Annotated in this window: 21 protein-coding genes; 12 read left to right on the forward strand and 9 right to left on the reverse strand. The window is 54.9% G+C overall.

What is annotated here, in order from left to right; all coding sequences use genetic code 11:
* The first annotated feature begins 18 nt into the window (after positions 1-18).
* Together RAC90_RS04500 and RAC90_RS04505 are read left to right on the forward strand one after the other, a co-directional pair.
* Positions 19-1,569 carry an MFS transporter gene (locus tag RAC90_RS04500; protein WP_375124014.1) on the forward strand — a complete coding sequence of 517 codons (1,551 nt, stop codon included), beginning with the start codon at positions 19-21 and terminating at the stop codon, positions 1,567-1,569.
* A 405-nt stretch (positions 1,570-1,974) separates the two neighbouring features.
* Positions 1,975-4,305 (forward strand): FdhF/YdeP family oxidoreductase, encoded by a 2,331-nt coding sequence (locus tag RAC90_RS04505; protein WP_375124015.1) that lies wholly within the window; start codon positions 1,975-1,977, stop codon positions 4,303-4,305.
* A gap of 427 nt (positions 4,306-4,732) precedes the next feature.
* Here RAC90_RS04505 and RAC90_RS04510 read toward each other — a convergent pair whose 3' ends face one another.
* Positions 4,733-5,392 (reverse strand): hypothetical protein, encoded by a 660-nt coding sequence (locus tag RAC90_RS04510; RefSeq protein ID WP_110267546.1) that lies wholly within the window; start codon positions 5,390-5,392, stop codon positions 4,733-4,735.
* A 140-nt stretch (positions 5,393-5,532) separates the two neighbouring features.
* Positions 5,533-5,700 (reverse strand): general stress protein, encoded by a 168-nt coding sequence (locus RAC90_RS04515; protein ID WP_006119050.1) that lies wholly within the window; start codon positions 5,698-5,700, stop codon positions 5,533-5,535.
* A 727-nt stretch (positions 5,701-6,427) separates the two neighbouring features.
* Here RAC90_RS04515 and RAC90_RS04520 point away from each other — a divergent pair.
* Both RAC90_RS04520 and RAC90_RS04525 read left to right on the forward strand, forming a co-directional pair.
* Positions 6,428-6,550, forward strand: coding sequence for a hypothetical protein (locus RAC90_RS04520; RefSeq protein WP_269750921.1), 123 nt, complete (start codon positions 6,428-6,430; stop codon positions 6,548-6,550).
* A gap of 332 nt (positions 6,551-6,882) precedes the next feature.
* A complete protein-coding gene (locus RAC90_RS04525) occupies positions 6,883-7,050 on the forward strand; it encodes a general stress protein (protein ID WP_006119054.1) in 168 nt (55 codons plus the stop codon).
* A gap of 239 nt (positions 7,051-7,289) precedes the next feature.
* On the opposite strand, the gene RAC90_RS04530 is transcribed toward RAC90_RS04525, so the two are convergent.
* The 3 genes from RAC90_RS04530 to RAC90_RS04540 form a co-directional block, all read right to left on the reverse strand.
* A complete protein-coding gene (locus RAC90_RS04530; protein WP_133745206.1) occupies positions 7,290-8,318 on the reverse strand; it encodes a methionine synthase in 1,029 nt (342 codons plus the stop codon).
* Positions 8,319-8,344: 26 nt separating this feature from the next.
* Entirely contained in the window at positions 8,345-9,328 is a 984-nt protein-coding gene (locus RAC90_RS04535) for a DUF1852 domain-containing protein (protein WP_033741287.1), read from the reverse strand.
* A gap of 502 nt (positions 9,329-9,830) precedes the next feature.
* Positions 9,831-10,733, reverse strand: a complete 903-nt coding sequence (locus tag RAC90_RS04540) for an AraC family transcriptional regulator (protein ID WP_039340470.1) — start codon at positions 10,731-10,733, stop codon at positions 9,831-9,833.
* A 114-nt stretch (positions 10,734-10,847) separates the two neighbouring features.
* On the opposite strand from RAC90_RS04540, the gene RAC90_RS04545 reads away from it, so the two are divergent.
* The 3 genes from RAC90_RS04545 (at position 10,848) to RAC90_RS04555 (ending at position 14,368) form a co-directional block, all read left to right on the forward strand.
* A complete protein-coding gene (locus RAC90_RS04545) occupies positions 10,848-11,732 on the forward strand; it encodes an SDR family oxidoreductase (protein ID WP_367143067.1) in 885 nt (294 codons plus the stop codon).
* Between the two features lie 72 nt (positions 11,733-11,804).
* Positions 11,805-12,632: an MBL fold metallo-hydrolase gene (locus RAC90_RS04550; protein ID WP_367143066.1), complete on the forward strand. Its 828-nt coding sequence runs from the start codon at positions 11,805-11,807 to the stop codon at positions 12,630-12,632.
* A gap of 740 nt (positions 12,633-13,372) precedes the next feature.
* A complete protein-coding gene (locus tag RAC90_RS04555; RefSeq protein WP_375124016.1) occupies positions 13,373-14,368 on the forward strand; it encodes a hypothetical protein in 996 nt (331 codons plus the stop codon).
* 259 nt (positions 14,369-14,627) lie between these two features.
* Here RAC90_RS04555 and araA read toward each other — a convergent pair whose 3' ends face one another.
* On the reverse strand, positions 14,628-16,118 hold the full coding sequence (araA, locus tag RAC90_RS04560; protein WP_039340462.1) for an L-arabinose isomerase: 1,491 nt from the start codon (positions 16,116-16,118) through the stop codon (positions 14,628-14,630).
* A gap of 12 nt (positions 16,119-16,130) precedes the next feature.
* A complete protein-coding gene (locus tag RAC90_RS04565) occupies positions 16,131-17,816 on the reverse strand; it encodes a ribulokinase (protein ID WP_058701963.1) in 1,686 nt (561 codons plus the stop codon).
* 365 nt (positions 17,817-18,181) lie between these two features.
* Between RAC90_RS04565 and RAC90_RS04570 the strand changes: the two genes are divergently transcribed.
* The 5 genes from RAC90_RS04570 (at position 18,182) to RAC90_RS04590 (ending at position 23,912) form a co-directional block, all read left to right on the forward strand.
* Positions 18,182-19,165: an arabinose ABC transporter substrate-binding protein gene (locus tag RAC90_RS04570; protein ID WP_006119064.1), complete on the forward strand. Its 984-nt coding sequence runs from the start codon at positions 18,182-18,184 to the stop codon at positions 19,163-19,165.
* Positions 19,166-19,283: 118 nt separating this feature from the next.
* Entirely contained in the window at positions 19,284-20,804 is a 1,521-nt protein-coding gene (gene araG, locus RAC90_RS04575; protein WP_033741304.1) for an L-arabinose ABC transporter ATP-binding protein AraG, read from the forward strand.
* Positions 20,805-20,816: 12 nt separating this feature from the next.
* On the forward strand, positions 20,817-21,803 hold the full coding sequence (gene araH, locus RAC90_RS04580; RefSeq protein WP_033741305.1) for an L-arabinose ABC transporter permease AraH: 987 nt from the start codon (positions 20,817-20,819) through the stop codon (positions 21,801-21,803).
* A 72-nt stretch (positions 21,804-21,875) separates the two neighbouring features.
* A complete protein-coding gene (araC, locus tag RAC90_RS04585; RefSeq protein ID WP_006119067.1) occupies positions 21,876-22,793 on the forward strand; it encodes an arabinose operon transcriptional regulator AraC in 918 nt (305 codons plus the stop codon).
* 78 nt (positions 22,794-22,871) lie between these two features.
* Entirely contained in the window at positions 22,872-23,912 is a 1,041-nt protein-coding gene (locus RAC90_RS04590; RefSeq protein WP_375096269.1) for an oxidoreductase, read from the forward strand.
* Between the two features lie 48 nt (positions 23,913-23,960).
* Here RAC90_RS04590 and add read toward each other — a convergent pair whose 3' ends face one another.
* The gene (gene add / locus RAC90_RS04595; RefSeq protein ID WP_375124017.1) at positions 23,961-24,956 is read right to left on the reverse strand and encodes an adenosine deaminase; all 996 of its coding nucleotides are present in this window, start codon (positions 24,954-24,956) and stop codon (positions 23,961-23,963) included.
* A 227-nt stretch (positions 24,957-25,183) separates the two neighbouring features.
* Complete coding sequence (locus tag RAC90_RS04600) at positions 25,184-26,683, reverse strand: YdgA family protein (protein WP_375124019.1); 1,500 nt, start codon at positions 26,681-26,683, stop codon at positions 25,184-25,186.
* Between the last annotated feature and the right edge of the window lie 10 nt (positions 26,684-26,693).

Below are 26,693 nucleotides of genomic sequence, written 5' to 3' on the forward strand. Positions count from 1 at the left end.
AGAACAGGAAGCAGATAAATGGTTAAACCGACTGAACGTCGCGTCGGGTATGGCGTAGCAACAGGCTACGGCATTACCGACTTATTTGGGGGCGGTGCCTTTGCAGTGATAGGTGCCTGGTTACTGTTTTTTTATACCACCTACTGCGGGTTATCGGTGCTGGAAGCCGGATCCATCTTCGCCATCGCCAGGGTGATTGATTCCGTACTGAGTCCGATCATGGGGTATATCACGGATAATTTCGGCCATACCTGGGCCGGGCGCAAATTCGGCCGTCGTCGTTTTTTCTTGTTAATTTCCTCGCCTCTGATGCTGCTGTACGGCGCATTGTGGGTCACGGATATGAGCTACTGGTATTATCTTGGCACCTATCTCACCATCGAATTGTTATCTGCCATGGTGCTGGTGCCGTGGGAAACCCTGTCGTCAGAAATGACCAACCGTTTCAGTGAACGCACTCGCCTTTCCGGCGTGCGGATGATGTTTTCCTCGCTGGGAAGTTTTCTCGCGGTCTCGGTACCGGGCATCATCATGACGTACACGGGCAAAGACAACGCCATCACCTATACACTCACGGGCGTGATTTTCTCAGTGATTTACTGCGTCGCGGTATTTATTACCTGGTATACCACCTGGGAAGCGAAAGATATTCAGGATGCAGACGAGGTTCAAAAGCCACCGGCACCCGCGCGTCATTTTCTTTCGCATGTGAAACACATGTTTGTGGATCTCGCCTCGTCATTTAAAATTCGGGCGTTTCGTCAGCACCTGCTCATTTATATCTGCTCGTTCACAGCGATGGATGTGTTTCTTGCCGTTTTTACCTATTTCGTTATTTATGGGTTAAAACAGGATGCCTCATTAGCCTCGCTGCTTCTGAGTAATATGATGTTTATGTCTATCCCCGGCACCTTTTTATTTATGCTGTTGCTGGGCAGATTTTCTATGACGCCTTCTAACGCCTTGAGACTCTCTTATATATCTATTGCCGTCGTGTTGCTTTTTCTGTATGCCGTTTATCTCTGGCAGTGGCATGTACCCGTGCTGTTATTTAGCGCCGCCTTCCTGTTTATGGGGATAGCGCGCGCGGGGCTGTATTATATTCCGTGGAACATTTACAGCTTCATTCCCGATATTGATGAAATGGTAACCCGTCAGCGCCGGGAAGGCATCTTCGCGGGCGTCATGGTGCTTACGCGCAAAAGTTCGGTCGCGATTGCCATCTTTATTATTGGCGTGGTGCTCCAGGAAAGCGGGTTTGCCAAGGGGAACGGCGCTCAGCCTGATAGCGCAGTCACCGCCATTGTCCTGCTGATGGTAGGCGTGACAGGCGCGCTTCTGGCCGTGAGTTTCTGGCTGACGTTCCAGTTCAAACTGACCCAGCGCAGCCACAAATTGCTGATTAAAGAGGTCGCACGCCGTAAGCTGGGCGGTTCACCTAAAGACTGTGATGCCGAAACCCGTGAGGTGATCAAAGCGCTGACCGGCTATGCCTATGATGATGTCTGGGGAGCCAGTAAAAAAGAACCTGTACAGGATGCTGCTGTAAAGTCAGAACTGAAAGGGTAAGCGAACAGGCCGTTGGCGTGACGTGACTTACCGGAGAAATATAAACAGCCAGAAACGTCAATGGCCAGCCAGAAATAAGCAGAACGGATAAATAAATATCACGCGACGCGAGTGGATATGATTTTCGTCGTCATTTTCCCGCTATTTGGCGGACGCTGCCTGCCCATGATTATGCAAATGAAAAGTGACGCCGGCTCGCTATTTATGCGTGATTTAAAATTCTGCCTTTTAAGCGAAACACGGCGGGTAACGCCGTTGGGACACAAAAAGCGCATGGGCTGCAATTAACCGCAGCGAGGTAACATTTTGCAAAAATTAAATCAGACTTTGCGCCCTGCTTATCAGGCGTGTTCCTAATCCTGTACCAGGCTTAAGCAAAAGTCATTGATACAGGTTGGAATAAAAATGAAACAAACGAATCGTACTTTTGGGGTCAAACCGTATGGCGGATCAGCGGGTGGCTGGGGCGCATTAAAAGCTGTAGCGGATGCGATTCGGGGGCAAATGGCGGTGAAACAGGACGTCATTGCCCTGTTCAGGGTGAACCAGCCCCAGGGCTTTGATTGCCCCGGCTGCGCCTGGCCCGATCCGCAGCATACTTCTTCTTTTGAGTTTTGCGAAAACGGGGCCAAAGCGGTGTCGTGGGAAGCCACCAGTAAGCGTGCCACGCCCGATTTTTTCGCGGCTAACAAGGTCAGCGATTTGTGGACGCGCAGCGCGTTGGATCTGGAAGGCGAAGGAAGGCTGACCCATCCGATGAAATATGATGCGGCCAGCGATACCTATCAGCCCATCGCATGGGAAACGGCCTTTCGTGAAATAGGTGAGCGGCTGCGCAGCTATAGCGATCCGAACATGGTTGAGTTCTATACCTCTGGCCGCGCATCGAATGAAGCCGCTTTTCTCTGGCAGTTGTTTGCCCGCGAGTACGGTACCAATAACTTCCCAGACTGTTCCAATATGTGCCACGAGCCGACCAGTGTGGGGTTGCCGGAATCCATCGGCGTAGGAAAAGGCACCGTCGAGCTGGATGACTTTGACCATTGCGACCTTGTCTTATGTATTGGTCATAACCCGGGCACCAACCATCCGCGCATGTTGGGCACGCTCAGAGAGGTGTCAAAACGTGGTGCGACGATTGTTGCGATTAATCCGTTACGCGAACGCGGGCTGGAGCGGTTTACCTCACCGCAAAGCCCGATTGAGATGCTGTCGATGGGCTCAACCGAGCTGGCGTCAACCTATTATAAAGTGCGCGTAGGCGGTGACGCGGCCATGTTGAAAGGGATGATGAAATTCCTGATCGCTATGGATGCGACGGCCAGGGAACAGGGCGAACCGGGTGTGCTGGATGAGGCCTTTATTCGTGAACACACTGAGGGCTTCGAGGCGCTGAAGGCCGATCTGGAGGCGACCAGTTGGGCGCACATTCTGAAAGTCTCAGGGATGGAGCGTGAAGAGATTCAGCATCTGGCCCGACTGTATGCGGAGGCGGATCGCACCATTATTTGCTATGGCATGGGCATTACACAGCATCAGTACGGAACACAGAATGTACAGCAAATCGCGAATCTGTTGCTGATGCGCGGCAACATGGGCAAAAAGGGGGCCGGCATTTGTCCGCTGCGCGGCCACTCCAATGTTCAGGGGGATCGCACGGTTGGGATTACCGAAATCCCGTCTGACAGTCTGCTGAACAGTCTGGAAAAGGTGTTTGGCTTTACGCCGCCCAGACAACACGGTCACGGCGCGGTTGAGGCGATTCGCGCCATCCGTGACGGCAGTGCTAAAGCGCTGCTGTGCCTTGGCGGCAACCTGGCTGAAGCCATGTCTGACCCACAGGTCACCTTTCCTGCCATGCGCAATCTGGATTTGGTGGTGCACATGGCGACGAAGTTGAACCGTTCACATCTGTTGATGGCAAAGCACAGTTATCTTTTTCCGGTCCTGGGACGCACAGAGGTGGATGAGCAACCCTCGGGCGCGCAAAGTGTCACGGTTGAGGATTCCATGTCGATGGTACATGCTTCACGGGGCACGCTCGATCCCGCCTCGCCGCACCTGAAGTCAGAGCCGCTGCTGGTGGCCAGCTTGGCGAAAGCCACATTGCCTGATACGGTTGTCGACTGGGACAAGATGACGCGTGATTACAGTAATATCCGCCAGGCCATTGAAGCGGTGTTTCCGGGCTTCGAAAACTATAATCAGCGCATTCAACAACCGGGTGGTTTTCGCCTGCCCAATGGCGCTTCCGAGCGCATCTGGCACACGCCGTCAGGAAAAGCGCAGTTCCTGGTGATGGCGGGCATCAATGAAGATCCACGCTCACTGACCTGCCACGATCTGGTGCTGACGACATTGCGCAGCCACGACCAATACAATACAACGCTCTATGGTCTGAACGATCGCTACCGGGGCGTAACAGGACGCCGGGATGTGCTGTTTATCAACTCGGATGAGGCCGAAAAACGGCAGTTACGCGTCGGCGAGCAGGTCAACGTCATCGCCCTGGACCCGGACGGCAACCCGACTTCAAGGCGCATGGATAAGCTGACCATCGTGGTGCACGATATGGCCTATGGTTCGGTCGCAGCCTATTATCCGGAAGCGAACGTACTGGTACCGCTGGACAGCCATGATACCAAAAGTGGTATACCGGCCTATAAAAGCACCCCTGTCAGGCTCGAACGCGTTCAGCCTGAAAGCGCACTGGCCGGCTCTGCCACACGTCGTTAGCCCGGTATTCACAGAACGTGTGCGCCCTCTGAGAGAAGCGGTACGCAGCGGGCGCAGAATCGCGTCGCCACCGCATTGTGCGCCGCCAGTGGCATTGAGTTGTATGGGGCGCATCACTGGGGGCGTGCACCGCCGGGGATGCGTAACCGGAAAAGGCGGCCCGGAACTAACCTGTCCGGCGCAATCACCGCCATGCTATGGCCCGCGTTAGTCCACGGTCTTTCATAAAACGTCAGGATTGAAGGACAAATGAGTGCGTTTACTGTAAGGCTGGGGTCACGCATATCCACACCAGAACAGCACGCAAGGGGAGTGTCAGAACGCAAGGGAAAGCGCCGGAGAACATACCGCAGCCACGCGGAGTGAAGGGAAAACGCTAACCTGTTTGCGGAATGAAGAGGGGAAGGGCAGCATTAACGCGAACCGGCTACTGAACGCTGATTTGGCTGGCCTGCCAGATCAGATGGTGATCGTAAGACTTACGCTGATGAGCTGGCAGCGGCACAGAGGTGTCCACGCAGACATCCACACTAAAGCCCTGTGCCGTTAACCGGATGGCCTCAAGCAGCACATCCGTGTTCTGTACTTCACCTGCAATCTCAAGCAACAGCGGTACGCTGGCCGAGCGAGAGGCAGCGCGGGTCACACAGGCGTGATGATGCTCCGTGACATGTTCAAAGCGGGCAAGCCTGCGCGCAGCGCCACGACGCTGGTCCTCGCGCAGCCAACTGCAGAGTGGACGCATTAAAGACCGGACAAAATCGTCACCGGCAAAGTCACGACTCAGGCTACGGATAACCCGGATCAACTGCCTGTCTGAACCAAACTCCAGGCTGGTCAGGATTTCGCCACGGCGGGCGGGCCAGCCATACGTCATTACGCCCTCTGATTGCCTGCGGCCATCGTGTATTTCCTGCGCCGTTGCGCCGTGGGCATTGGCTGACATGACTTCGCGGATTTCTTCGAGCTGGGCTTCTGTCCAGTAGTCTGTCACGGGATCTACAGCAACAAGTCCATACCGTTGCCAGCGTCGTACATTGGTCAGGGAGGCGCCTGTGAGCGCACAAAGCGTGTCGGATGACAACATAAAAACTCCTGTTTATAAAAATCAGATGTGCGCCAGCGCCAGGAAGATAAGCGGCCTTTCTGGCGTTGCGCGTTTCGATGGAGGTATAAAGAGATGCTCGCCAGCGCGGCAAAGGCAGACGGGCGAAATCGCAAAGGGAACTAGCCCGTACGACGGCTGACTTTTCCCCCTTTACGGCCCGCCTCTACTGCACGCTCGGGGTTGTTCCTGAAGTTTCCGCTACTGTTTTTGCCGCCTTTCCGACCCGCTTCAGAGGCTCTCTCGGGGTTTGCTGCAAAATTTCCTGCGCCGCCACGATATTTGACCATGGGTCTGTCCTCTCTCATTTCATCATTAACAGTGGAAAGCCTCATTTTGGTCGATGGTTTCTGATAATTCCAATGCGAAACAATACAATGGAAAAAAATAAAAAACTGTTTTTTTAATACCGCTTCGTCTTGAAAGGTTTTTTATTCTTTGAAAGTGAGGATTATTAGCATTAAATTTGTACGAAAGTTTCATTCCATGTGCAGCTTTACTGCCCGATTTTTTTAAGACGAATCTTAACTTTTTTATAGCCTGTCGGCCTGACGGCGACATATTCATGCTGCCACGCAACGATCCCATTTTCTTTTTTTACCCAACAGAAACGCTCAATCCGCTTATCAACACACAGGGCGCGATAGCATTTTTTGATGTCAGTGAATGCCACTATTTTCATAGCTGGCGTTGGGGGCGTCCTGTTATGTTTTAACCGACGAAACGGGAGGTCGTCTTTTTAAACAGCCAGGCGAGAAAATAAAGCGGTATATTCACTCGCGCGACAGGCACGGGGAGCCTTTTTTAGGCGCAGGGTTTTATTTAGAGCGCGATGAGTAATGAATATTCACAATCGCCGTGGCATTTCCTGAGCGCGCGCTGTTGCCGCTGACGGATGACTGAAATACATTACCTGCTCCTGACGACAGACCACTCTCTTTTATTTCCAGGCAGCGTTAGTGTGCCCCTGATCAATAAGGCCGTTAACACGTGGCCGACGCCCACAGGTAAAGCTTAATGGCAGAGCACGGTATTACAGGGCAGGCGTCAGACGTGGTAGCGTCGTTTTCTGAGGCTGGCAAAAGGTTGAGTGGGATGCTGCGGGAGCACGTGGTGGTGCGTAAACAGATTGTCTTTTAACCGTGAAGGGATGTCAGCCTAAGGCTGAGTATTTATTTTGCCTGAAAATTGCCGTTCTACACGCCTAAATGTAACCTCTTGTTAATTTTTTGACGAATGAAAGCAGTCGCATTTAAACAAGAGAAGCGAGTTTTATGGTGATTATCTTGTTGTTTTTCGCTTTTATTTTCCGCCCTCCGTTGCGGTTGCGCGGCAGTATTAAAAGCGCTAAACAAAGCGGCGAATGTTTTATCCGCCACGCTTGCAGATTAACAGGCGCGTTATAACCTTAACAGTGCCATGCAAATGGTGAAGCAAAGAAGCAGACAACTTTAACCTGAAGAGGAAATATTATGACTGAACATCGTGGCGGATCAGGTAATTTCGCGGAAGATAAAGAGAAAGCTTCTGAAGCCGGTAAAAAAGGCGGCCAGAACAGCGGCGGCAATTTCAAAAACGATCGTGAAAAAGCCTCAGAAGCCGGTAAGAAAGGGGGCCAGAACAGCCATCGTGGCTCCTGATACCGGCTTATAAGGGACTGAACAGCGGAGCAGGGACTGCTCCATGATTGCATTATGTCCCACCGTTTCCGCAGGCATGATCAATGCCCAGGCTAATTCATCAGAGACGGCATCGATCCACGCACGAAAAAGCCCGGTCAGTGCCAGGCTGTTCTTACACAAAGGGATGATAACGACAAGGCAGGGATGGCAGGCGAGTCACGTCAGCGCGCTCACCTGCTACAGATTACCCGCGTGAACTACGCTGAAAGCTCCTGACGGACAATAGCCGCGCCCGCGCTTAAGGCATGGAGCTTGCCACGCGCCACCTCACGGGATAATGGCGTCATACCGCAGTTGGTTGACGGATAGAGTTTGTCGGCATCCACAAACTGCAACGCCTTACGCAGCGTCGCGGCCACTTCTTCCGGCGTTTCAATGGTATTGGTTGCTACATCAATGGCACCCACCATGACTTTTTTACCCCGAATCAGCTCAATCAGCTCCATCGGCACGCGCGAATTCTGACATTCCAGCGAAACGATATCGATTTTTGATTTTTGCAGTTTCGGGAAGACTTCTTCATATTGACGCCATTCCGTCCCCAGCGTCTTCTTCCAGTCGGTATTGGCTTTGATACCGTAGCCGTAGCAAATATGCACAGCGGTTTCGCACTTCAGGCCTTCCACAGCGCGTTCCAGCGCGGCGATGCCCCAGTCGTTGACTTCATCAAAGAACACGTTAAAAGCGGGCTCATCAAACTGAATAATGTCGATGCCAATCGCTTCTAACTCTTTGGCTTCCTGATTCAGAATTTTGGCAAATTCCCAGGCCAGCTTTTCACGACTCTTGTAATGGCCGTCATACAGCGTATCAATCATGGTCATCGGACCCGGCAGCGCCCATTTGATCGGTTGCTTAGTCTGCTGACGCAAAAATTTCGCATCGTCAATAAAGACGGGTTTCTGACGGCTAACCGCGCTGATCACCGTCGGTACGCTGGCATCATAACGATTACGGATACGGACAATTTCGCGCTTCTCGAAATCAACACCATTCAGGTGCTCAATAAATGTCGTCACAAAGTGCTGGCGCGTTTGTTCACCGTCGCTGACGATATCAATACCGGCCTGGATTTGATCGTCCAGAATTAAACGCAGCGCATCTTTTTTCCCTTCAGCCAGTTCTGAGCCTTGCAGCTTCCAGGGCGACCACAGCGTTTCAGGCTGAGCCAGCCAGGATGGCTTCGGTAAACTGCCTGCGGTTGAGGTAGGTAACAACATTTTCATAATAGGTGACCTTGTATTTCGGTTAATCAAAGCGCGTAACTGGCAGACCACTCTTCAAGAACGGCTTTGTAAGGTTTAATGAATTTCTCTTCGGTAAATTTCCCTTGTTCTACCGCTAACAGGCTACGCTCTTCGCGATCGTAAACAATGCGCGTTAATGAATAGTCCAGATGGTTCAGGCTTGGCTGATAACACTGGCCCGCCGGTGAATTAGCATTGTAAATCTCAGGACGATAAATTTTCTGGAACGTCTCCATCGTACTAATGGTGCTGATCAGCTCAAGATTGGTGTAATCACTCAACAGGTCACCCGAGAAATAAAACGCCAACGGGGCAACACTGTTTTCCGGCATGAAATAGCGCGCCGTCAGGCCCATCTTGTGGAAATACTGGTCAGTCAGGGAATAGGCATCCTGCTGGTATTCAATACCCAGTACCGGATGACGGTTTCCTGTGCGGGTATAAACGTTTTTGCTGGACACGCTCAGGCAAATGACCGGCTGTTTTTTAAAGTTCTCTTTAAAGGCCGAAGAGTTCACGAAGCACTTGAAAATATTGCCGTGCAAATCGCCAAAGTTAGCAGGTGCGCTGAAGCCGGTGTTGTTTTTATTGTGCTCAGACAGCAGCACGCTGAAATCATAATCGCGCACGTAAGAGGAGAAGTTATTGCCAACAATACCTTCAATACGCTGCTGAGTTTTTTTATCGACGATATGGGTTTTCAGAATTTCAATTACAGGAAACGCGCCGCGTTGCGTCTCGTTTTCGATATTTAACTCAACCGAGATAATTTCAAGTTCCACACCATAACGATCGGCCTTTGGATTATCCCAGTGCGCCAGCGAGTTGAAGCGATTATCAATCATCGTTAAGGCATTGCGCAGGTTTTCCTGACGGTTTGTCCCGCGCGCCAGGTTAGCAAAATTGGTGGTGATGCGCGTATTTTCAGACGGGTTGTAATTCTCATCGAAAACACTGCTCTTAATCGTAAATGTGAATTCTTTTTTCATCGTGATGCACCCTGCGTTCTGATGTGAAAAACGGTCTGTGGCTGTTAGTTATCCAGACGGGCCTGCATTCTGGTTTTTCGTTTAACCGCTTTCACGTTGTGTGTTTGTCAATAAAGCATATTTTATGCCAGAGCCGCGGAGGAAGGGAAAGCGACTTAATTTCAACACAACATGAGCCATCTTCATGGTCGACAGAGGTAAAGCCTCTGCCATACGCGTAATGGAGACAAAGGGACAGAGTGTGCCGTGATGCAATGCGCCCTGAACCCTTGTGGCGTAAGGCCTGCCGATATCCCGGTTTCCGTCTCCTCATGAAAACGGCTCATGTGAAGGTTTCTCATGTTGCGGAAAAAGCGGTGATATTTATTCAGGTTAATGAGCCTCTTTCATGAGCGTTGTACAGGCCCGCAGCAAGCGCTGCCGTACTCACGCAGGGATTTTCAGCGCCGCGCAGCCATATTCCCCTGAAGCCCGCCATCATCCCTGGTTTCGGGCCGCCCGATCAGGCGTTTTCTTTACTGAACTTGCCTGGTGAAACACCGATGACACGCTTGAAGGCTTTTGCAAAGGCGCTCTCAGATTCATAGCCCAGCCCGGCAGCAATCGCGGTAAGCCCGCCATTCCCTTTTTTTAACTGGTCGCAGGCAAGATGCATGCGCCATTGCGTGAGATAGTCGACGGGCGCGATGCCCACCGTTTGCTTAAATCGTTCAGCAAAAACCGCGCGTGACATTCCCACCCTGGCTGCCAGTTCCGCCAGCGTCCACTTGTGTTCGGGGTGCTGGTGCATGCAGGCCAGCGCCGCGCCCAGCTTTTTATCCTTCAGGGCCGCAAGCCAGCCCGACTGCTGCGGGTCATTTGCATACAGCCGTAACGCCTGAATGAGCAGCATAAATGCCAGCTGTTGCACGATGAGGACGCTGCCGGGCTGCGCTTCACGGACTTCCTGTGACATTCTTTCCAGCGCCCATTGCATGGCGGCTCTGTCTGCGCTGCGCCGGATATGCACCACTGGCGGCAGCGTACCTAACAGCATCTGTGCGGGCCGTCCGGTCAGCAGGAAATGCCCGCCTACCAGTAAACAGGCGGAGGTTTCATCAAGCTTTGCCGCTGTCACGGCAACCATCTCAGACCGCACCGTCTGGAAATCGACAGTCTGCGCGTCCGGGTTTGTGGCCAGCCTGAAAGGTGCGCCTGGCGGGAGCAGATAGCACTCGCCGGCGTTAAGGCGCAAGGGTTCCGCAACACCGTCAACGGTCAGCCAGCAGGCACCCGCTACGACGGCATAGCACTTCACGCCATCATGAGCGGGCCATTGTACCGACATCTCCGGCGTCAGTATCACACCACCGGAAACGTAGCGTTGTGGTTCAAGCAGGGCTAAGAGCTGTGAAAGCGGGTCCATGATCATCCCAGACGGTCAGACATAAAAAAGCGACGTTATCACATAGAGCGCATTCCTTCTCCATCGTAAAGTAGACAACCACGGTTGCGAAGGCTGACAAGAGGACGAACAGACATGCGGTTATTTCTTACAGGAGCAACGGGTTTTATCGGGTCGGCGATTGCGGCCGATCTGATCACGGCAGGGCATAAGGTGGTCGGACTGACCCGACATCAGCAGGGTGCTGACATGCTCAGCAAAGCAGGCGTCGAGCCCTTTTGGGGGGATATTAACGATCACGATAGTTTGCAACGAGGCGCGGCAAGCTGCGAGGGAGTGATTCATACCGCCTTTAACCATGATTTTTCGACGTTTCTGACAAACTGTGAAGCCGATCGGCAGGCCATCGCCGCGATGGCCACGGCACTGGCAGGAAGCGCACGGCCCTTAATCATCACCTCGGCGGTGGGACTGGGCTCGCCGGGGCAGGGAAGACCTGCCGTAGAAGACTATTTCAACCCGCTTCATCCTAATCCGCGCCGGGCATCCGAGCTGGCCGCGATGGCGGCACTGGAAAAAGGGGTCAACGTTTCCGTTGTGCGGTTATCTCAGGTACATAATCCGTTGAAACAGGGCCTGGTTACGTCGCTGATTGAAGTGGCGAGACAGACAGGCGTTTCCGCTTTTATTGATGAAGGCCAAAACCGCTGGTCAGCAGTGCATCTTGACGATGCGGTTTGCCTCTACAGGCTGGCGCTGGAAAAGAACAGGCCAGGAAGCCGTTATCATGCGGTCGCCGAAGAAGGCATTACGCTGCGCGTGCTTGCCGACGCCCTCGGGCGGATCCTCAACCTGCCGGTCATATCCCTTTCAGCCGCTGAAGCTACCGGTCATTTTGGCTGGCTGAGTCATTTCGTTGCGCAGGATATGTCCGCCTCAGGCAGGCTTACTCGGGCGCAACTGGGATGGCAGCCCACAGGACCGGGATTGATTGCCGATCTTGAACGCATGCCGGGCTAAGCGTGCTTAGCTGCCGGGAAGATGGCAAGATGCGACGAGTCAGTATCATTTTTCCTTGATTTGAGAGGTCATATGTCTGTGACGTCGGTTTACCGCGTAGGTGAGTGCGAGGTCTTTAAAATTCCTGAACTGGACGCGTCTCTGTCCACGGAATGGCTGTTTCCCGCGCAGGCGTTAGCGAGCGGAACGCCGGAAACGATCACGCTCTCTGTTCACAGTTGGGTGGTCCGCACGCCTGACAACCTTATTGTGATCGATACGGGCAGCGGCAATGGTCGCGAGCGGGCAGGCTCTCCGCTCTCCCATCAGCTGAATACGCCGTATGCGCAGCGCTTACGTGACGCGGGCGTCGATCCTGACGCGGTGGATATCGTGCTGATCACCCATCTGCATGGCGATCATGTGGGCTGGAATACGCACTGGATGGACGGTAAATGGACACCGTTTTTCAAACATGCCCGCTACTACTGTTCTGATAGCGGGTTGAAAGGCTGGCAACACGATCCGGCACGCAAAACGCTGTTAGAGGACAGCATTAATCCGGTTATCGCGGCGGGTTTGCTGGAGACGTTCGATGTGACGCAAGAGCCGGTGTTTGCTGATGTGCTGCGCTATGTGCCCACGCCCGGCCACAGTCATGACCACGCGTCGATTATTCTGCACAGTGCGGGCGATTATGCGCTGTTTTCCGGTGACCTGATGCATAACGATTTGCAGGTCAGTCAGCCCCAGCTTGCCTCGCGCTTTTGTGCTGATGCCGCGCAGGCCGAAGCCCAGCGGCGCTGGGCAATGACGTGGGCGAGTGAGCATCAGGCACGCTGGTTTAGTTCGCATTTTCCGGGCTCGTCGGCAGGTTATGTCAGCCAGACCTCTGCGGGATTTGAATGGCAGTTTATCTGAGTTTTACGTTCTGTAGCTAAGCTCACGGACGTAAAACGGTAATGAGACGAGTCCTGTTAATGATGCAAAAATCACAACAATTTATGCTGTTAGCGCTGGCGTAGTCCCGCCATGCGCTGCCGCATTGCAGACCTAACCCACCGGTAGGGTGCGTAATTGTTCACAATGGTCGGGTTGTCTCGACCGGATTTACCCGTTCACCGGGTTAGTACCATGCTGAGGCTGATGCACTTTCCACACTTACGTTACCTGTAGAAGAGTGCGAAATCTATGTCACGCTAGAGCCCTGTGCCTTTCAGGGCAGAACCCCGTCCTGCGCACTAACACTGGCCCGGCTCAGGCCCAGACATATTTACATCGCCATTGAAGATCCGCATCCGCGTAATCGCGGAGAAGGGATTGCGATCTTAAAGCAAGCGGGCATCGGCGTGACGCTGGGGGTGGCGAGAAATGACGTTGAGTGTTTTCTGGCGCTCTATTTAATTCGCTCGCTTGCGTAAAATGTAGGTGAGAAGGAGTGCTGTTAGCCAGACATCGGCATTTACATCCCTGAACCGCTGGTGAAACATCGTGAGATTCCCTTTCAAAGCGTAACGACTGGAAATGAACTTCTGTTTTATCTCTGCTCCGGGGCATGTGATGTTAGGTGTGCGGTGAGGCCTTTTGCCCGCCAGGGAGCAAAACGTTTCCGCGACATCCCGTAAACAGACCACCAACGCGCACTGAGTTAAGGGTAAAAAATGGAAAAACCATTTTTACAACAGCCATCACCTGAGTCGTCCCGCGTGGCCGCGGCTGGCGGCGTTTCCTCTGCCTCACTGTTTGTGCGGCGTAATCTGTTCTCGCTGGTGGTGGGGACGGTGAGCCTGATCTGTTTTGTCGACAATCATACGTCCGCTCTGCGCCAGGCCCTGTCCAGCCGGCACGCGTCCGCGCGCCCGCTCAGCGCCGCTACTGCACCCAACCCAACCGGACAAATCGCTGCCGTCAGTGAACATTTGCCGCATGCCTCCGTGCCTTCAGTCGTTATGATCGCCGAGGCAAACCGTCAGGCACTCAAAGGCATGCAACTCGTCAGCGATCAGTTGAAGCTGGAGCAGGGCAGCCTGCTGCAGGACATGGCCCACACGCAGCAGCTGGCACTGCAACAGGTCAGTGATAACCACTTCCAGGCCGCTATGCTGAACGGACAACTGGCGCAACTTGATCAGCAAATCAAAATCGAGTCCGCGCAGGTTGGCATGGCGCAAAACCTGGTCAACAAATGGCGACCGCTGCTGAACAAAGGCTATATTTCGGCGTTGCAGTTTGCACAGGAGCAGTCGGTGGTCTGGGGCTATGAAAGCCAGTACCGCGCGTTGCTGCAACAACAGTATGCGACCCGTCAGCAGATTAGCGTGCTGGAGGATCAGGAACGTCAGATTCCGCTGGCGACCGCAGTGAAACTCAATGTGCTGCGGCGGCAGCTGGCGCAGGTGAATGAGAATCTGGCCCAAAATACGCTGACCGAGGCGCGGATAGCCTGGCAGCCTTCGGCAGCGCCCGTGAAGCCGCTTCTGGTCAAGGCAGGCAAGGCCGCCGGGACGCCCACGCAACAGACAGAGCAAGACAGCCGCTTCCTGTCTGACAGGCCCGCGCGCGTCAGCCACAGCGACGTTCACTATCAAAACATTAACGATCAGACGGGCAGTCATAGCGTGACGCCGCGTCACACTGCCCTCACGCACAACGTCTGAGCCGCATGACAGCCATGTAACGGTGCCTCGCGGAGGGGAAGGTTAACGAAGATAACCTGTCCCGTTATCGGGCGGTCATATCGCCAGGCCGGCAGCGGCTTTTGCCGATCGACTGGCAAAGGAAACAGACAGCGGTCAGGGGGGATTATTGCCCGATATCAGGGCAGTAACGCTGTGCCTCAGGTTGAGCGCGACGCATAAAAAAGCGGGCCGCCAACGGGCTGGCCCGCCGCTTTGTTAATGCGTTCGCTAGCGGTGCTTAACGCTTCATATGGTAATAGGCGTCATTCCAGCGCAGCGCATCTTTAAAGGCCGGAAGCCGGGTGTGCTCATCAATCACCAGCACTTCAATGCCGTGCATCTCGCCGTACAAATACATATCGTCCAGCGTCAGGGCCTGACTGAACACCGTATGGTGCGCACCGCCTGCCAGAATCCAGGCTTCAGAGGCGGTCGCCAGAGACGGCTGCGCTTTCCACAACGCGCGGGCTACCGGCAGTTTTGGCAGTGGTTTAGGCTGTTCAATCGCGTCCACAACGTTAACCAGCAGGCGGAAACGATCGCCCATATCGATCACGCTGGCGTTAATGGCACGACCGGCCGGCGTGGAGAAAATCAGACGCGCCGGATCGGCTTTGTTGCCGATGCCGAGGAACTGCACGTCGATCAGCGGCTTCTCTTCCCGCGCGATAGACGGGCACACTTCCAGCATATGAGAACCCAGCACTAAATCGTTGCCCGGCGAGAAGTGGTAAGTGTAATCCTCCATAAAGGAGGTGCCGCCGGGACGGTCACCCGCCAGCACTTTAAAGATGCGCAGCAGGGCGGCGGTCTTCCAGTCTCCTTCGCCCGCAAAGCCATAACCCTGGCCCATCAGGCGCTGTACCGCCAGGCCGGGCAACTGCGTCATGCCGTGCAGCGTCTGGAAGTTGGTGGTAAACGCCTTGCAGCCTTCATCGTCCAGAAAACGCTTCAGGCCCAGCTCGATGCGTGCGGCGTCCAGTACGTTTTGCCGTTTTTCACCGCCTGCGGCGGCCACGTCGGAGAAACGATACTGGCTTTCATATTCGTCAACCAGCGCATTGACATCTCCCTCGCTGACGCTGTTGATCACCTCCACCAAATCCCCCACGCCCCAGCCATTAACCGCATAGCCGAACTGGATTTGCGCCGCCACTTTATCGCCTTCGGTGACCGCGACTTCACGCATGTTGTCACCAAAACGCGCGACTTTCAGATGCTGACTGGCCTGTTTGGCCAGCGCCGCACGCATCCAGTTGGCGACGCGCTGCTGGCTGTGTTTATCCTGCCAGTGGCCGGTCACCACGCTGTGCTGCAGGCCCATGCGCGCACCAATAAAGCCAAACTCACGGCCACCGTGCGCCGTTTGATTCAGGTTCATAAAGTCCATGTCCATGCTGTCCCAGGGGATCTCGGCATTGAACTGGGTATGAAACTGTAGCAGGGGCTTCGTTAAGACATTCAATCCGCCGATCCACATTTTGGCCGGCGAAAAGGTATGCAACCACGTAATGATACCGATACAGTTTTGATCGTGACTGGCGTCACGGCACAGCGACAGCGCTTCATCAGGCGATTTGACCAGCGGTTTCAGCGTCAGACGTACAGGCAAACCCGCCTGATTTAATCCGTCCACCACCTGCCGGGCATTGTGTTCAACCTGACGTAACGTTTCCGCGCCGTAGAGGTGCTGTGTACCAATGACAAACCACACGTTGAACTGTTGCATAAAACCACTCCTTTACTTAGCGGAAGCGGAACGGGCGGCATAATGGGGTTCTGCCGTCTCGCACCATTGTTGATAGCGTTGATAAAGTGCCTGATAGCGCGCGACGCGCTGCGGATCGGGCTGCAGCGTCACGTCAATCGGGCTGGCCATGACGTCCTGCGCCTGCTCCACATCGCGGTGAACGCCCGCGGCGACGGCAGCGAAGATGGCTGCGCCCAGCGCACAGCACTCATCGGAGGCGACGATATCCAGCGGCCGGTTCATCACGTCGCAGCAGGCCTGCATAATGGCGGGGGATTTACGGGCAATGCCGCCGAGGGTAAGAATGTTTTCCACCGGAATTGCCTGCTGCTCGAAGCACTCCATGATGGCGCGGGCACCAAAGGCGGTGGCCGCAATCAGGCCGCCAAACAGGGCCGGAGCATCCGTGCCGAGATTCAGGTCGGTAATAACCCCTTTCAGGCGCTGGTTGGCATTGGGTGTACGGCGGCCGTTGAACCAGTCCAGCACTACGGGCAGGTGATCCAACTGCGGACTGGCGACCCAGGCCTCGGTCAGACGGGTGATCAGTGACGTTTGCATCTCCGCCAACTGCGGTTTAAGTTCGGGATGGTGCTGCGCTGCCAGCTGCAACGGCCAGCCCAGCAGGCGGCTGTACCAGGCATAAATATCGCCAAACGCCGACTGGCCTGCTTCCAGACCAATCGCGCCCGGCACGACGCTGCCATCAACCTGACCACAGATGCCTTTGATGGCGCGGTCGCCGACTTTCCCGGTGTCAGCAATCAGGATGTCGCAGGTCGACGTGCCAATCACTTTCACTAAGGTATAGGGTCGCGCACCGGCGCCGACCGCGCCCATATGGCAGTCAAATGCGCCGCCCGAAATCGTAACCTGCTGCGATAAACCCAGGCGTTGCGACCATTCCGGGCTCAGCGTGCCCACCGGGATATCCGCGGTCCAGGTCTCGCTGAACAGGGGAGAGTCCAGCTGTTGAGTCAGCGCCGGGTCCAGCGCGTTAAGGAAGTCGGCGTCGGGTAAGCCGTTCCAGTCAGCATGAAACAGCGCTTTGTGACCAGCGGCACAACGCCCACGACGGAGTTTGTCCGGGGCGACGGTATCGCTGAGTAAGGCGGGCACCCAGTCACAGAGTTCAACCCAGGACACGGCCGCATCGCGCACGGCAGCATCCTGGCGGGTAATATGAAGAATCTTGGCCCAGAACCATTCCGACGAGTAGATCCCGCCGATATAGCGGCTGTAATCGGTAAAGCGGCCGCTGCGACACAGGCGATTAATCTCTTCCGCTTCTTCAATGGCCGTATGGTCTTTCCACAGCACAAACATCGCATTGGGGTTTTCCGCAAACTCCGGTCGCAGGGCAAGTACCTTGCCGTCACGATCGATCGGAGCGGGGGTGGAGCCGGTGCTGTCGACACCGATGCCGACGACGGCGGCCCGTTGCGTGTCGCTCAGCGCCGCGAGCACACCCAGCATGGCCTGCTCCATAGCATCAATATAGTCCTGAGGATGGTGACGAAAGCGGTTGCTGTGAGGATCGCTGTAAAGTCCCTGCTGCCAGCGTGCATAGTTGGCCACGGCACTGTGCAGCTCCTGACCAGTGTGACAATCCACCGCCAGCGCACGCACCGAATCACTACCAAAGTCCAGCCCCAGGGTGATGGCTTCAGTACGCATTTGACTCTCCTGTTGTGAATAAACCTCCTTATCCTGAGTTGTGTAAAAAAGAAGGGTTAGTCACGGCTGGCTGAGAATATGCACTTTTCTGCCACACGCAGTGAATTTGTGATCCATTGCAAAAGTTAACAGACGGTTAAATTTGCTGAATATATGGATCATTCTGTCGTGATTTTAAGATGTGATACCGCTCTACATTTTTCTTCTTCATTCCCGCTAAAACTAGGCCAGCGTTTAAGCAGGCTACCCTCATGGCTCCCGCTAACGTGCTGATTTACATCTGTACCTACAAAAGAGAGTTAACTGGTAGCGTTTACACCGATTCGTATTTAACAGCGATAAAACCACTAGCGCCGGAGAGCATCATGCATAAATTCACTAAAGCGCTGGCAGCCATCGGGCTGGCAGCGGTTATGTCACAATCAGCTATCGCCGAGACCATGAAGCTGGGTTTTCTGGTGAAGCAGCCGGAAGAACCCTGGTTCCAGACCGAATGGAAATTTGCGGATAAAGCCGGTAAAGACCTGGGCTTTGAGGTGATTAAAATTGCCGTTCCGGACGGCGAAAAAACCCTTAACGCTATCGACAGCCTGGCCGCGAATGGCGCAAAAGGCTTCGTGATCTGCACACCGGATCCCAAACTCGGCTCCGCCATCATGGCAAAGGCGCGCGGTTATGGCCTGAAGGTGATCGCCGTGGACGATCAGTTTGTGAACGCCAAAGGCAAGCCGATGGACAGCGTACCGCTGGTCATGATGGCCGCGACCAAAATTGGCGAACGTCAGGGACAGGAACTGTATAAAGAAATGCAGAAACGCGGCTGGGATGTCAAAGACACCGCCGTGATGGCGATCACCGCTAACGAACTGGATACCGCGCGTCGTCGTACCGGTGGTTCGATGGATGCCCTGAAAGCGGCCGGCTTCCCGGAAAAACAGATCTATCAGGTCCCGACCAAATCGAATGACATCCCCGGCGCATTTGATGCCGGTAACTCTCTGCTGGTTCAGCACCCTGAAGTGAAGCACTGGCTGATTGTCGGCATGAACGACAACACCGTGCTGGGCGGCGTGCGTGCAACCGAAGGTCAGGGCTTTAAAGCCGCTGACGTGATCGGTATCGGTATCAACGGCGTCGACGCCGTCAGCGAACTGTCAAAAGCCAACGCGACCGGCTTCTATGGCTCACTGCTGCCAAGTCCGGACATCCATGGCTATAAGAGCAGCCAGATGCTCTACAACTGGGTAAGCAAAGGACAGGAGCCACCGAAATTCACCGAAGTGACAGACGTCGTGTTGATTACGCGTGACAACTTCAAAACCGAGCTGGCGAAGAAAGGGTTGATGTAATAACAGGCAGTACGGATAACACCATCGGGTCATCAGGAAAGCAGGGCTGAACACCGCGACGGTGTTCAGCCTGAGCGTCAGGTGCCCCGATTCCTCACAGCCATCTATTGGAGACACCATGAACACTGATTCAGCCTTTCTGTCGTTTCATGGCATCAGTAAAACTTTTCCCGGCGTGAAAGCGCTGCAGGATATTTCATTTGAATGCCATGGCGGTCAGGTGCACGCGCTGATGGGGGAAAACGGTGCCGGTAAATCGACACTGCTTAAAATCCTCAGCGGCAGCTATCTGCCCAGTGGCGGCGAGATTCGCATCAAAGGCAAGCCGATGAATTTCCAGCACACCACGGATGCGCTGGATGCGGGTGTCGCCATTATCTACCAGGAACTGCATTTAGTGCCCGAAATGAGCGTGGCGGAGAATATCTATCTGGGCCAGTTGCCGCATAAGCATGGCCTGGTAAACCGCAAGCTGCTGCGTTACGAAGCCGGGCTGCAACTGAAAAATTTAGGTATGGATATCGATCCGGACATGCCGCTGAAATACCTGTCGCTGGGCCAGTGGCAGATGGTTGAGATTGCCAAAGCGCTGGCCCGTAACGCGCGCATCATTGCCTTTGATGAGCCAACCAGCTCGCTGTCCGCACGCGAAATCGACAATCTGTTTCGGGTGATCCGCCAGTTGCGCGCGGAAGGGCGCGTGGTGCTGTATGTCTCGCACCGTATGGAAGAGATTTTTGCCCTCAGTGACGCCATCACCGTGTTTAAAGACGGGCGCTATGTGCGCACCTTTACGGACATGGCCAATACGCATCATGACGATCTGGTACAGGCGATGGTCGGACGTAATCTGGGTGATATCTACGGCTACGCGCCGCGGGAAAAAGGCCCGGTACGGCTGGCGCTACAGGACGTGGAGGCGAAGGGCGTCAGAGCGCCAATCTCGCTGAATGTGCATGCCGGGGAAATTGTCGGCCTGTTTGGTCTGGTGGGCGCGGGACGCACCGAACTGCTGAAAGGGCTGTTTGGTGCCACGCGCCTGCGCGGTGGCCGCATTCTGCTGGACGGGGAACCCCTTAACGTGACGGCGCCAATTGATGCGATTCGGGCGGGCGTGATGCTGTGCCCTGAAGATCGCAAAGCCGAAGGCATTATTCCGGTGCATTCGGTGCGCGACAACATCAACATCAGCGCCCGCCGTCATAACCTCACCGCCGGTTGCCTGATCAAAAACGGCTGGGAGGTGAAGAATGCCGACAGCCATATCCGTTCCCTCAAAATCAAAACGCCCAGCGCTGACCAGTTGATCATGAACCTGTCCGGCGGTAACCAGCAAAAAGCCATTCTTGGCCGCTGGTTGTCCGAGGAGATCAAGGTGATTTTGCTGGACGAGCCTACCCGCGGCATTGATGTCGGGGCTAAACACGAAATTTATAACCTGATTTACCAGCTGGCGAACAACGGCATTGCGGTGCTGTTTGCCTCCAGCGATCTCCCGGAAGTGATGGGCCTGGCCGACCGCATTATCGTGATGCGCGAAGGGGCGGTCGCCGGGGAATTACTGCATGACGAGGCCACAGAGCAGCTGACGCTGAGCCTGGCCATGCCTAAAACGACACATGCGGCCGCCGTGGCCTGACAGGAGAGTACCGTGACTTCTTCCACGACATCAAATACGCCGCCAGCCGCCCCTCGCCGGGGTGTGCATTTTGGGCGCGTCTGGGACAACTTTGGCATGCTGGTGGTGTTTGCCCTGCTGTTCATCGCCTGTGCGGTTTTTGTCCCTAACTTTGGCTCCTTTATCAACATGAAAGGCCTGGGGCTGGCCATGTCGATGTCCGGCATGGTGGCCTGCGGTATGCTGTTCTGCCTGGCCTCCGGCGATTTTGACCTGTCGGTGGCCTCGGTGATCGCCTGCGCGGGCGTGGTCACCGCCGTGGTGATCAATATGAGCGAGAGCCTCTGGCTGGGGGTGGCGGCCGGGTTGTTACTCGGTGTCATCACCGGATTTATCAATGGGTTTGTTATCGCCCGACTGAAAATCAACGCCCTGATTACCACGCTGGCGACCATGCAGATTGTGCGCGGTCTGGCCTATATCTTCTCGGACGGTAAAGCGGTAGGCATCGAAGACGAGCGCTTCTTCGTACTGGGCTTCGCCAACTGGCTGGGCGTGCCTGCGCCCATCTGGATCACGCTGGGTACCATGGTGATCTTCGCCTTCCTGTTGAACAAAACCACCTTTGGCCGCAACACGCTGGCGATTGGCGGGAATGAAGAGGCTGCACGGCTGGCGGGCGTGCCGGTTGTGCGTACCCGCATCATTATCTTTATTCTCTCTGGCCTGGTTTCTGCGGCGGCGGGCATCATCCTGGCGTCACGTATGACCAGCGGTCAGCCCATGACCTCAATTGGTTATGAACTGGTGGTCATCTCGGCCTGCGTACTGGGCGGCGTGTCACTGAAGGGCGGCATCGGCAAAATCTCCTATGTGATCGCCGGGGTACTGATTCTGGGCACCGTTGAGAATGCGATGAATTTATTAAATATCTCGCCATTCTCACAGTATGTTGTGCGGGGTTTGATACTGTTGGCAGCGGTGATATTCGACCGCTACAAACAAAAGAATAAAGTCTGATTTGGCGTGAAACCTTCCCGCGGACGCGAAAGGTGTCCGCGCGTGATCAATCAACGACGAAGTGAGGACAGTATGTATCACCGTGAATTACCGGCAGAGCAGCAGAACCCTTTGCTGCCCGGATACGCGTTTAATGCCTGGCTGGTGGCGGGATTAACCCCGATCACCGCGGATGGTCCGCTGGATTTCTTTATTGATCGCCCACACGGCATGAAGGGCTATATTCTCAACCTGACCATTAAAGGCAAAGGGCGGGTGTTCGACGGCGAAAAGGCCTTTGACTGTGAACCGGGTGAAATGCTGCTGTTCCAGCCAAAAACGGCTCACTATTATGGTCGGGCGCCCGACAGTCCGCAGTGGTTTCACCGCTGGGTCTATTTTCGTCCGCGCGCGTACTGGCATGACTGGCTGCGCTGGCAGGATGAACAGGAAGGCGTCGGGCGGCTGCGCTTACCGGAGTCACTGCGGGGCGAATTTGATCGCCTGTTTGCCACTATTGAACAAACCCACAACTCATCGCGTCGTTTTGCCGAAGAACTGGCAATGAATTTGCTGGAACGGCTGTTGTTACGGGCGGTGGAAGAAGATCCACGTAACCATCAGCAAATCCGCGATCCCCGTATCATCGAAGCCTGCCAGTATGTGAATAATCATCTTGCCAGCGAGGTCAAAATCGAGGAAGTGGCGCGCCATGTGTGTCTGTCACCTTCGCGGCTGGCGCACCTGTTCCGCGAGCAAATGGGCGTGAACCTGCTTCGCTGGCGGGAAGATCAGCGCGTCATTCGCGCTAAGTTGCTACTGCAAACCACGCAGGAACCCATCGCCAGCATTGGGCGTGAAGTGGGCTACGACGATCAGCTTTATTTTTCGCGCGTCTTCCGTAAGCGCGTCGGCGTCAGCCCGAGTGATTTCCGCCGCCGCAATCAGGACGTACACGATAATCTGGCCAGTCAGAGCGCCTGGAACGGTGCACGGCGCTCAGTCTCCTGATTTTAAGGGGAATCCTCCTTGTCCTGACCCGACTATTAGTCTTAAATCAGTCTGGTAAGCGATTAATGAGGAAAAGGAATGAGCGAGAAACTGCGAGTAGGACTCATCGGCTATGGCTTTGCCAGCAAAACCTTCCACGCGCCCCTGATCGCGGGCACGCCGGAGGTTGAACTGGCTGCCATCTCCAGCAGCGATGCCAGCAAAGTCCATGCCGACTGGCCCGCCGTGCAGGTCGTCGCCGAGCCCCAGGCCCTGTTCGACGATCCTACGTTAGATCTGATTGTTACCCCTACACCGAATGATACGCACTTCCCTCTGGCTAAAGCCGCACTCAACGCAGGCAAGCACGTCGTGGTGGACAAACCGTTCACCGTGACGTTGTCACAGGCGCGCGAGCTGGATGCCTTAGCTAAAGCCAAAGGGCTGCTGTTATCCGTATTCCATAACCGCCGTTGGGACAGTGATTTCCTGACGCTGAAAGGCTTACTGGCAGCGGGTGAGCTGGGTGAGGTGCGTTATTTTGAATCGCACTTTGACCGTTTCCGTCTGGAAGTACGGCAGCGCTGGCGCGAGATGAAAGGGGCGGGCAGCGGCATCTGGTACGATCTGGGACCGCACCTGCTGGATCAGGCGCTACAGCTGTTTGGCCCGCCGGTGGCGATTAACGTTGATCTGGCGGAAATGCGGCCGGGTGCCCAGACCACCGACTATTTTCATGCGACGCTGACCTATCCACAGCGCCGGGTGGTGCTGCACGCCAGCATGCTGGTGGCGGCCGAATCCGCACGCTATACCGTGCACGGTACGCGCGGCAGTTACGTCAAATACGGTCTGGACCCGCAGGAAGATCGGCTGAAAGCGGGGGATTTCCCGCCGGGCGAGAACTGGGGTTACGACATGCGTGACGGTACGCTGACCCAGGTGGAGGGCGACGCGCTGAATGAAAAAACCGTCCTGACACAGCCGGGCAACTATCCCGCCTATTACGCTGCGATTCGTGATGCCATTACCGGGCGCGGGGCGAATCCGGTGACGGCGGAAGAAGCCATTCAGGTCATGGAACTGATTGAGCTGGGGCTGCAGTCGGCGGAAAAACGCCAGACCATGTCGCTGAAATAAGCGCTTTCAGCGCTAAAAAGGCCGCGAATAACGCGGCCTTTTTTATGCTTACTGCACTTTCGCCCGGATGGCGGCTTTTTCTGCCGCGCTTAAAAACGCGATAGTCAGGCCGTTGTCCTGTGCCTGACGCATTTGCGCCTGGCTCAGTCCCGCAGCCGGGGCGGCATGCAGGTACTCATGGGCCAGCTCAATGCCCTGTACGGCGGGATCGTCGGTGTTGATGGTCGCCAGCACGCCATGCTCCAGGAACGTTTTCAGCGGATGCTGCGCCAGCGAGGCGACGGTGCTGGTCTGGATATTGGAGGTCAGGCAGGATTCGATACCAATACCGTTTTCCGTCAGATAGTCCATCAGCGCGCGATCTTCAATAGCCTTCACACCATGACCGATGCGTTCAGCGCCCAGATCACGAATCGCCTGCCAGATACTTTCCGGGCCTGCGGCTTCACCGGCATGCACGGTAATATGAAAACCGGCATCCCGGGCGCGACGGAAGTGGCTCAGAAAACGGTGACCCGGCGCACCGAGTTCATCCCCGGCCAAATCCACGGCGGTAATATGGTCGCGATGGGCGAGGAAGCCGTTCAGTTCATCCAGACAGGCCTGTTCGCCAAAAGTCCGGCTCATGATGCCCGTTAAGCGCACGGTGATATCATGCTGCTGGCAGCCGGCCTTTACGCCATCAATCACCGCCTCAACCACACCGGCAATCGGCAGATGGTGGGTCATCGCCATATAGCCGGGTGAAAAGCGCAGCTCGGCATAGTGAATCCCGGCGCGGGCGGCATCCTCGACGTTCTCACGCGCGATACGCTGACAGGCGTCAAGATCGCCCAGCACTTTCACGCCCCAGTCCAGCTTTTGCAGAAAGCTGACCAGATCCGGTTGCGTTTCGGTGACCTGAACATGCGGACGCAGGGTGTCCAGCGTATCCGCCGGTAAGGTCAGGTTAAACTGGCGGCCTAAATCAAGGATGGTTTGTGCACGGATGTTGCCATCAAGGTGGCGGTGAATGTCGGTAAGGGGAAGCGTTGAATCAATCATGGAGTGCACTCGTCTGGATATCTGTAAAGTGCAGAGCATTATAAAAATATCTTGCGCAACAACGCCAGTGATTTGCGCAACAAGTGTGAAAGGCAGGGGTTAACTGTTCACTTTATAAACGGTAACGCGGCGCAGGCCGTCTGATGAGAGCGAATCGGGAGAGAAAAGCGGGCGGTGCAGTGACGTAAAAAAGGCGGCCAGGGCCGCCTTGATCGAAAAGGTTGACCTTATTGCGGCATGCCTTCGTTTGTCGGGACGCCAAGCATATAGCGTGACATGAACTGCTCCAGCGACATCTTATCGCCGTTCATGTTCACCTGACCGTTGGCATACTGCAGGCTGGTAACGATGTTGTTGTCCTGCGTTTGTGTCAGACGGAACATCTGGCCCATCGCTGCCAGCCCTTTAACCTGCTGATCGGCCAGTTTCTGCGCGTCTTCAGCCTGATAACCTTCAGCCAGGCCAATATGGCGCATGGTTTCCGTCGCCATCGGCATGTTGACAGACAGCTTCAGATCCAGCGTTTTCAGTACGCGATCAACGGATGCCGCCAGCGTCTGCGGTTCGCCTGTCACCGTGGACGGATCGTTAAAGTGGGCATTCAGGTTGAAAGTACTCTCGCCTTTATCGTTCTTCCAGCTCAGTGGTGCGATGCTGATGGACGGGGCCCCTTTCAGCAGGGTCGGCAAATTGTTCAGCAGGATCGCGCGCACACCGTTCTGGAAACGCACCGGATCGTCTTCCACGCCAGGCTGGTTCATCAGGGTGGTCAGCTGAGCGTTGTAGTTATCCGAGAACGCTTTAACGCTTTGCGCATCAAACTGTGACAGCTTCATTTTTAATGCGAACTGACCCAGGTTCTGCTTCTGCACCTCAACGCCGTCAATTTTGTAATTAATGTCGCCATTGATTTTGCCGGACTGATTATCAAAAGAGGAATCACCGACCATCTTGTTAAGAATAACCGCGTCCTGACCGCTGACTGCGGCGGCCACTTTATCCACGCTGATGGACTGATCGCCAATGCGTACGCCTTCGTTGGTGAGATGCGTATCCGCTTTCAGCTTCAGGCCGTTCAGCGTAAACATCACCGGCTGATCGACCTGATTTTTGGTGGTGATGGCAATGCTGTCGATGTCACTTTCCAGGCCCACTTTATCGCCTTTGTTGTCTGCGCTGATATTCAGCGTGCCGCCGCTGGTGGCTAAGCGTTGCGCTGTTTGCGCATTTTGATAATCGATGGGCAGAATTTTTATTGCGGTGTCGGTGCTGCCGCTGTAACCCACACGCGTTTCGGCGTTGATAAACGACTGGTTGTTGGTCAGTTCAAACAGCTTTTTGACCGCATCGGTATTGGTCAGCGTGGTATGCACGGACGCCATGCTGGGGATCAGGTTGGCTTTTTTCAGCTGTGCGAAGGGGAACGGGCCGTGGTCGATCTGCTCGTTCAGGATGATGCTCTGGCCGGGCTTGAGCAGAGGATTATCTTCGGTCTGAGAGCTGGCCTGGATAACCACATTCATTTTGCTGCTGAAAATGCCGCGTTGATAATCCTGATAGCTGACTTTCAGACGACTGTTGGGCGCCAGGGTGGTTAACTGAGCGTTAGCATTTTGAATCATTTGATCCATATTGCTTTCCAGCTTTTTGCCGGTAAACCACGCCGCGCCTGTCCAGACTACGCCCAGAGCGACTACCACACCAACGGCAACTTGAGTCTTTTTCATTGCTGAATCG

It is taken from the genome of Pantoea sp. CS_6 (genome assembly GCF_041954745.1).
Taxonomy (GTDB): Bacteria; Pseudomonadota; Gammaproteobacteria; order Enterobacterales; family Enterobacteriaceae; genus Pantoea; species Pantoea stewartii.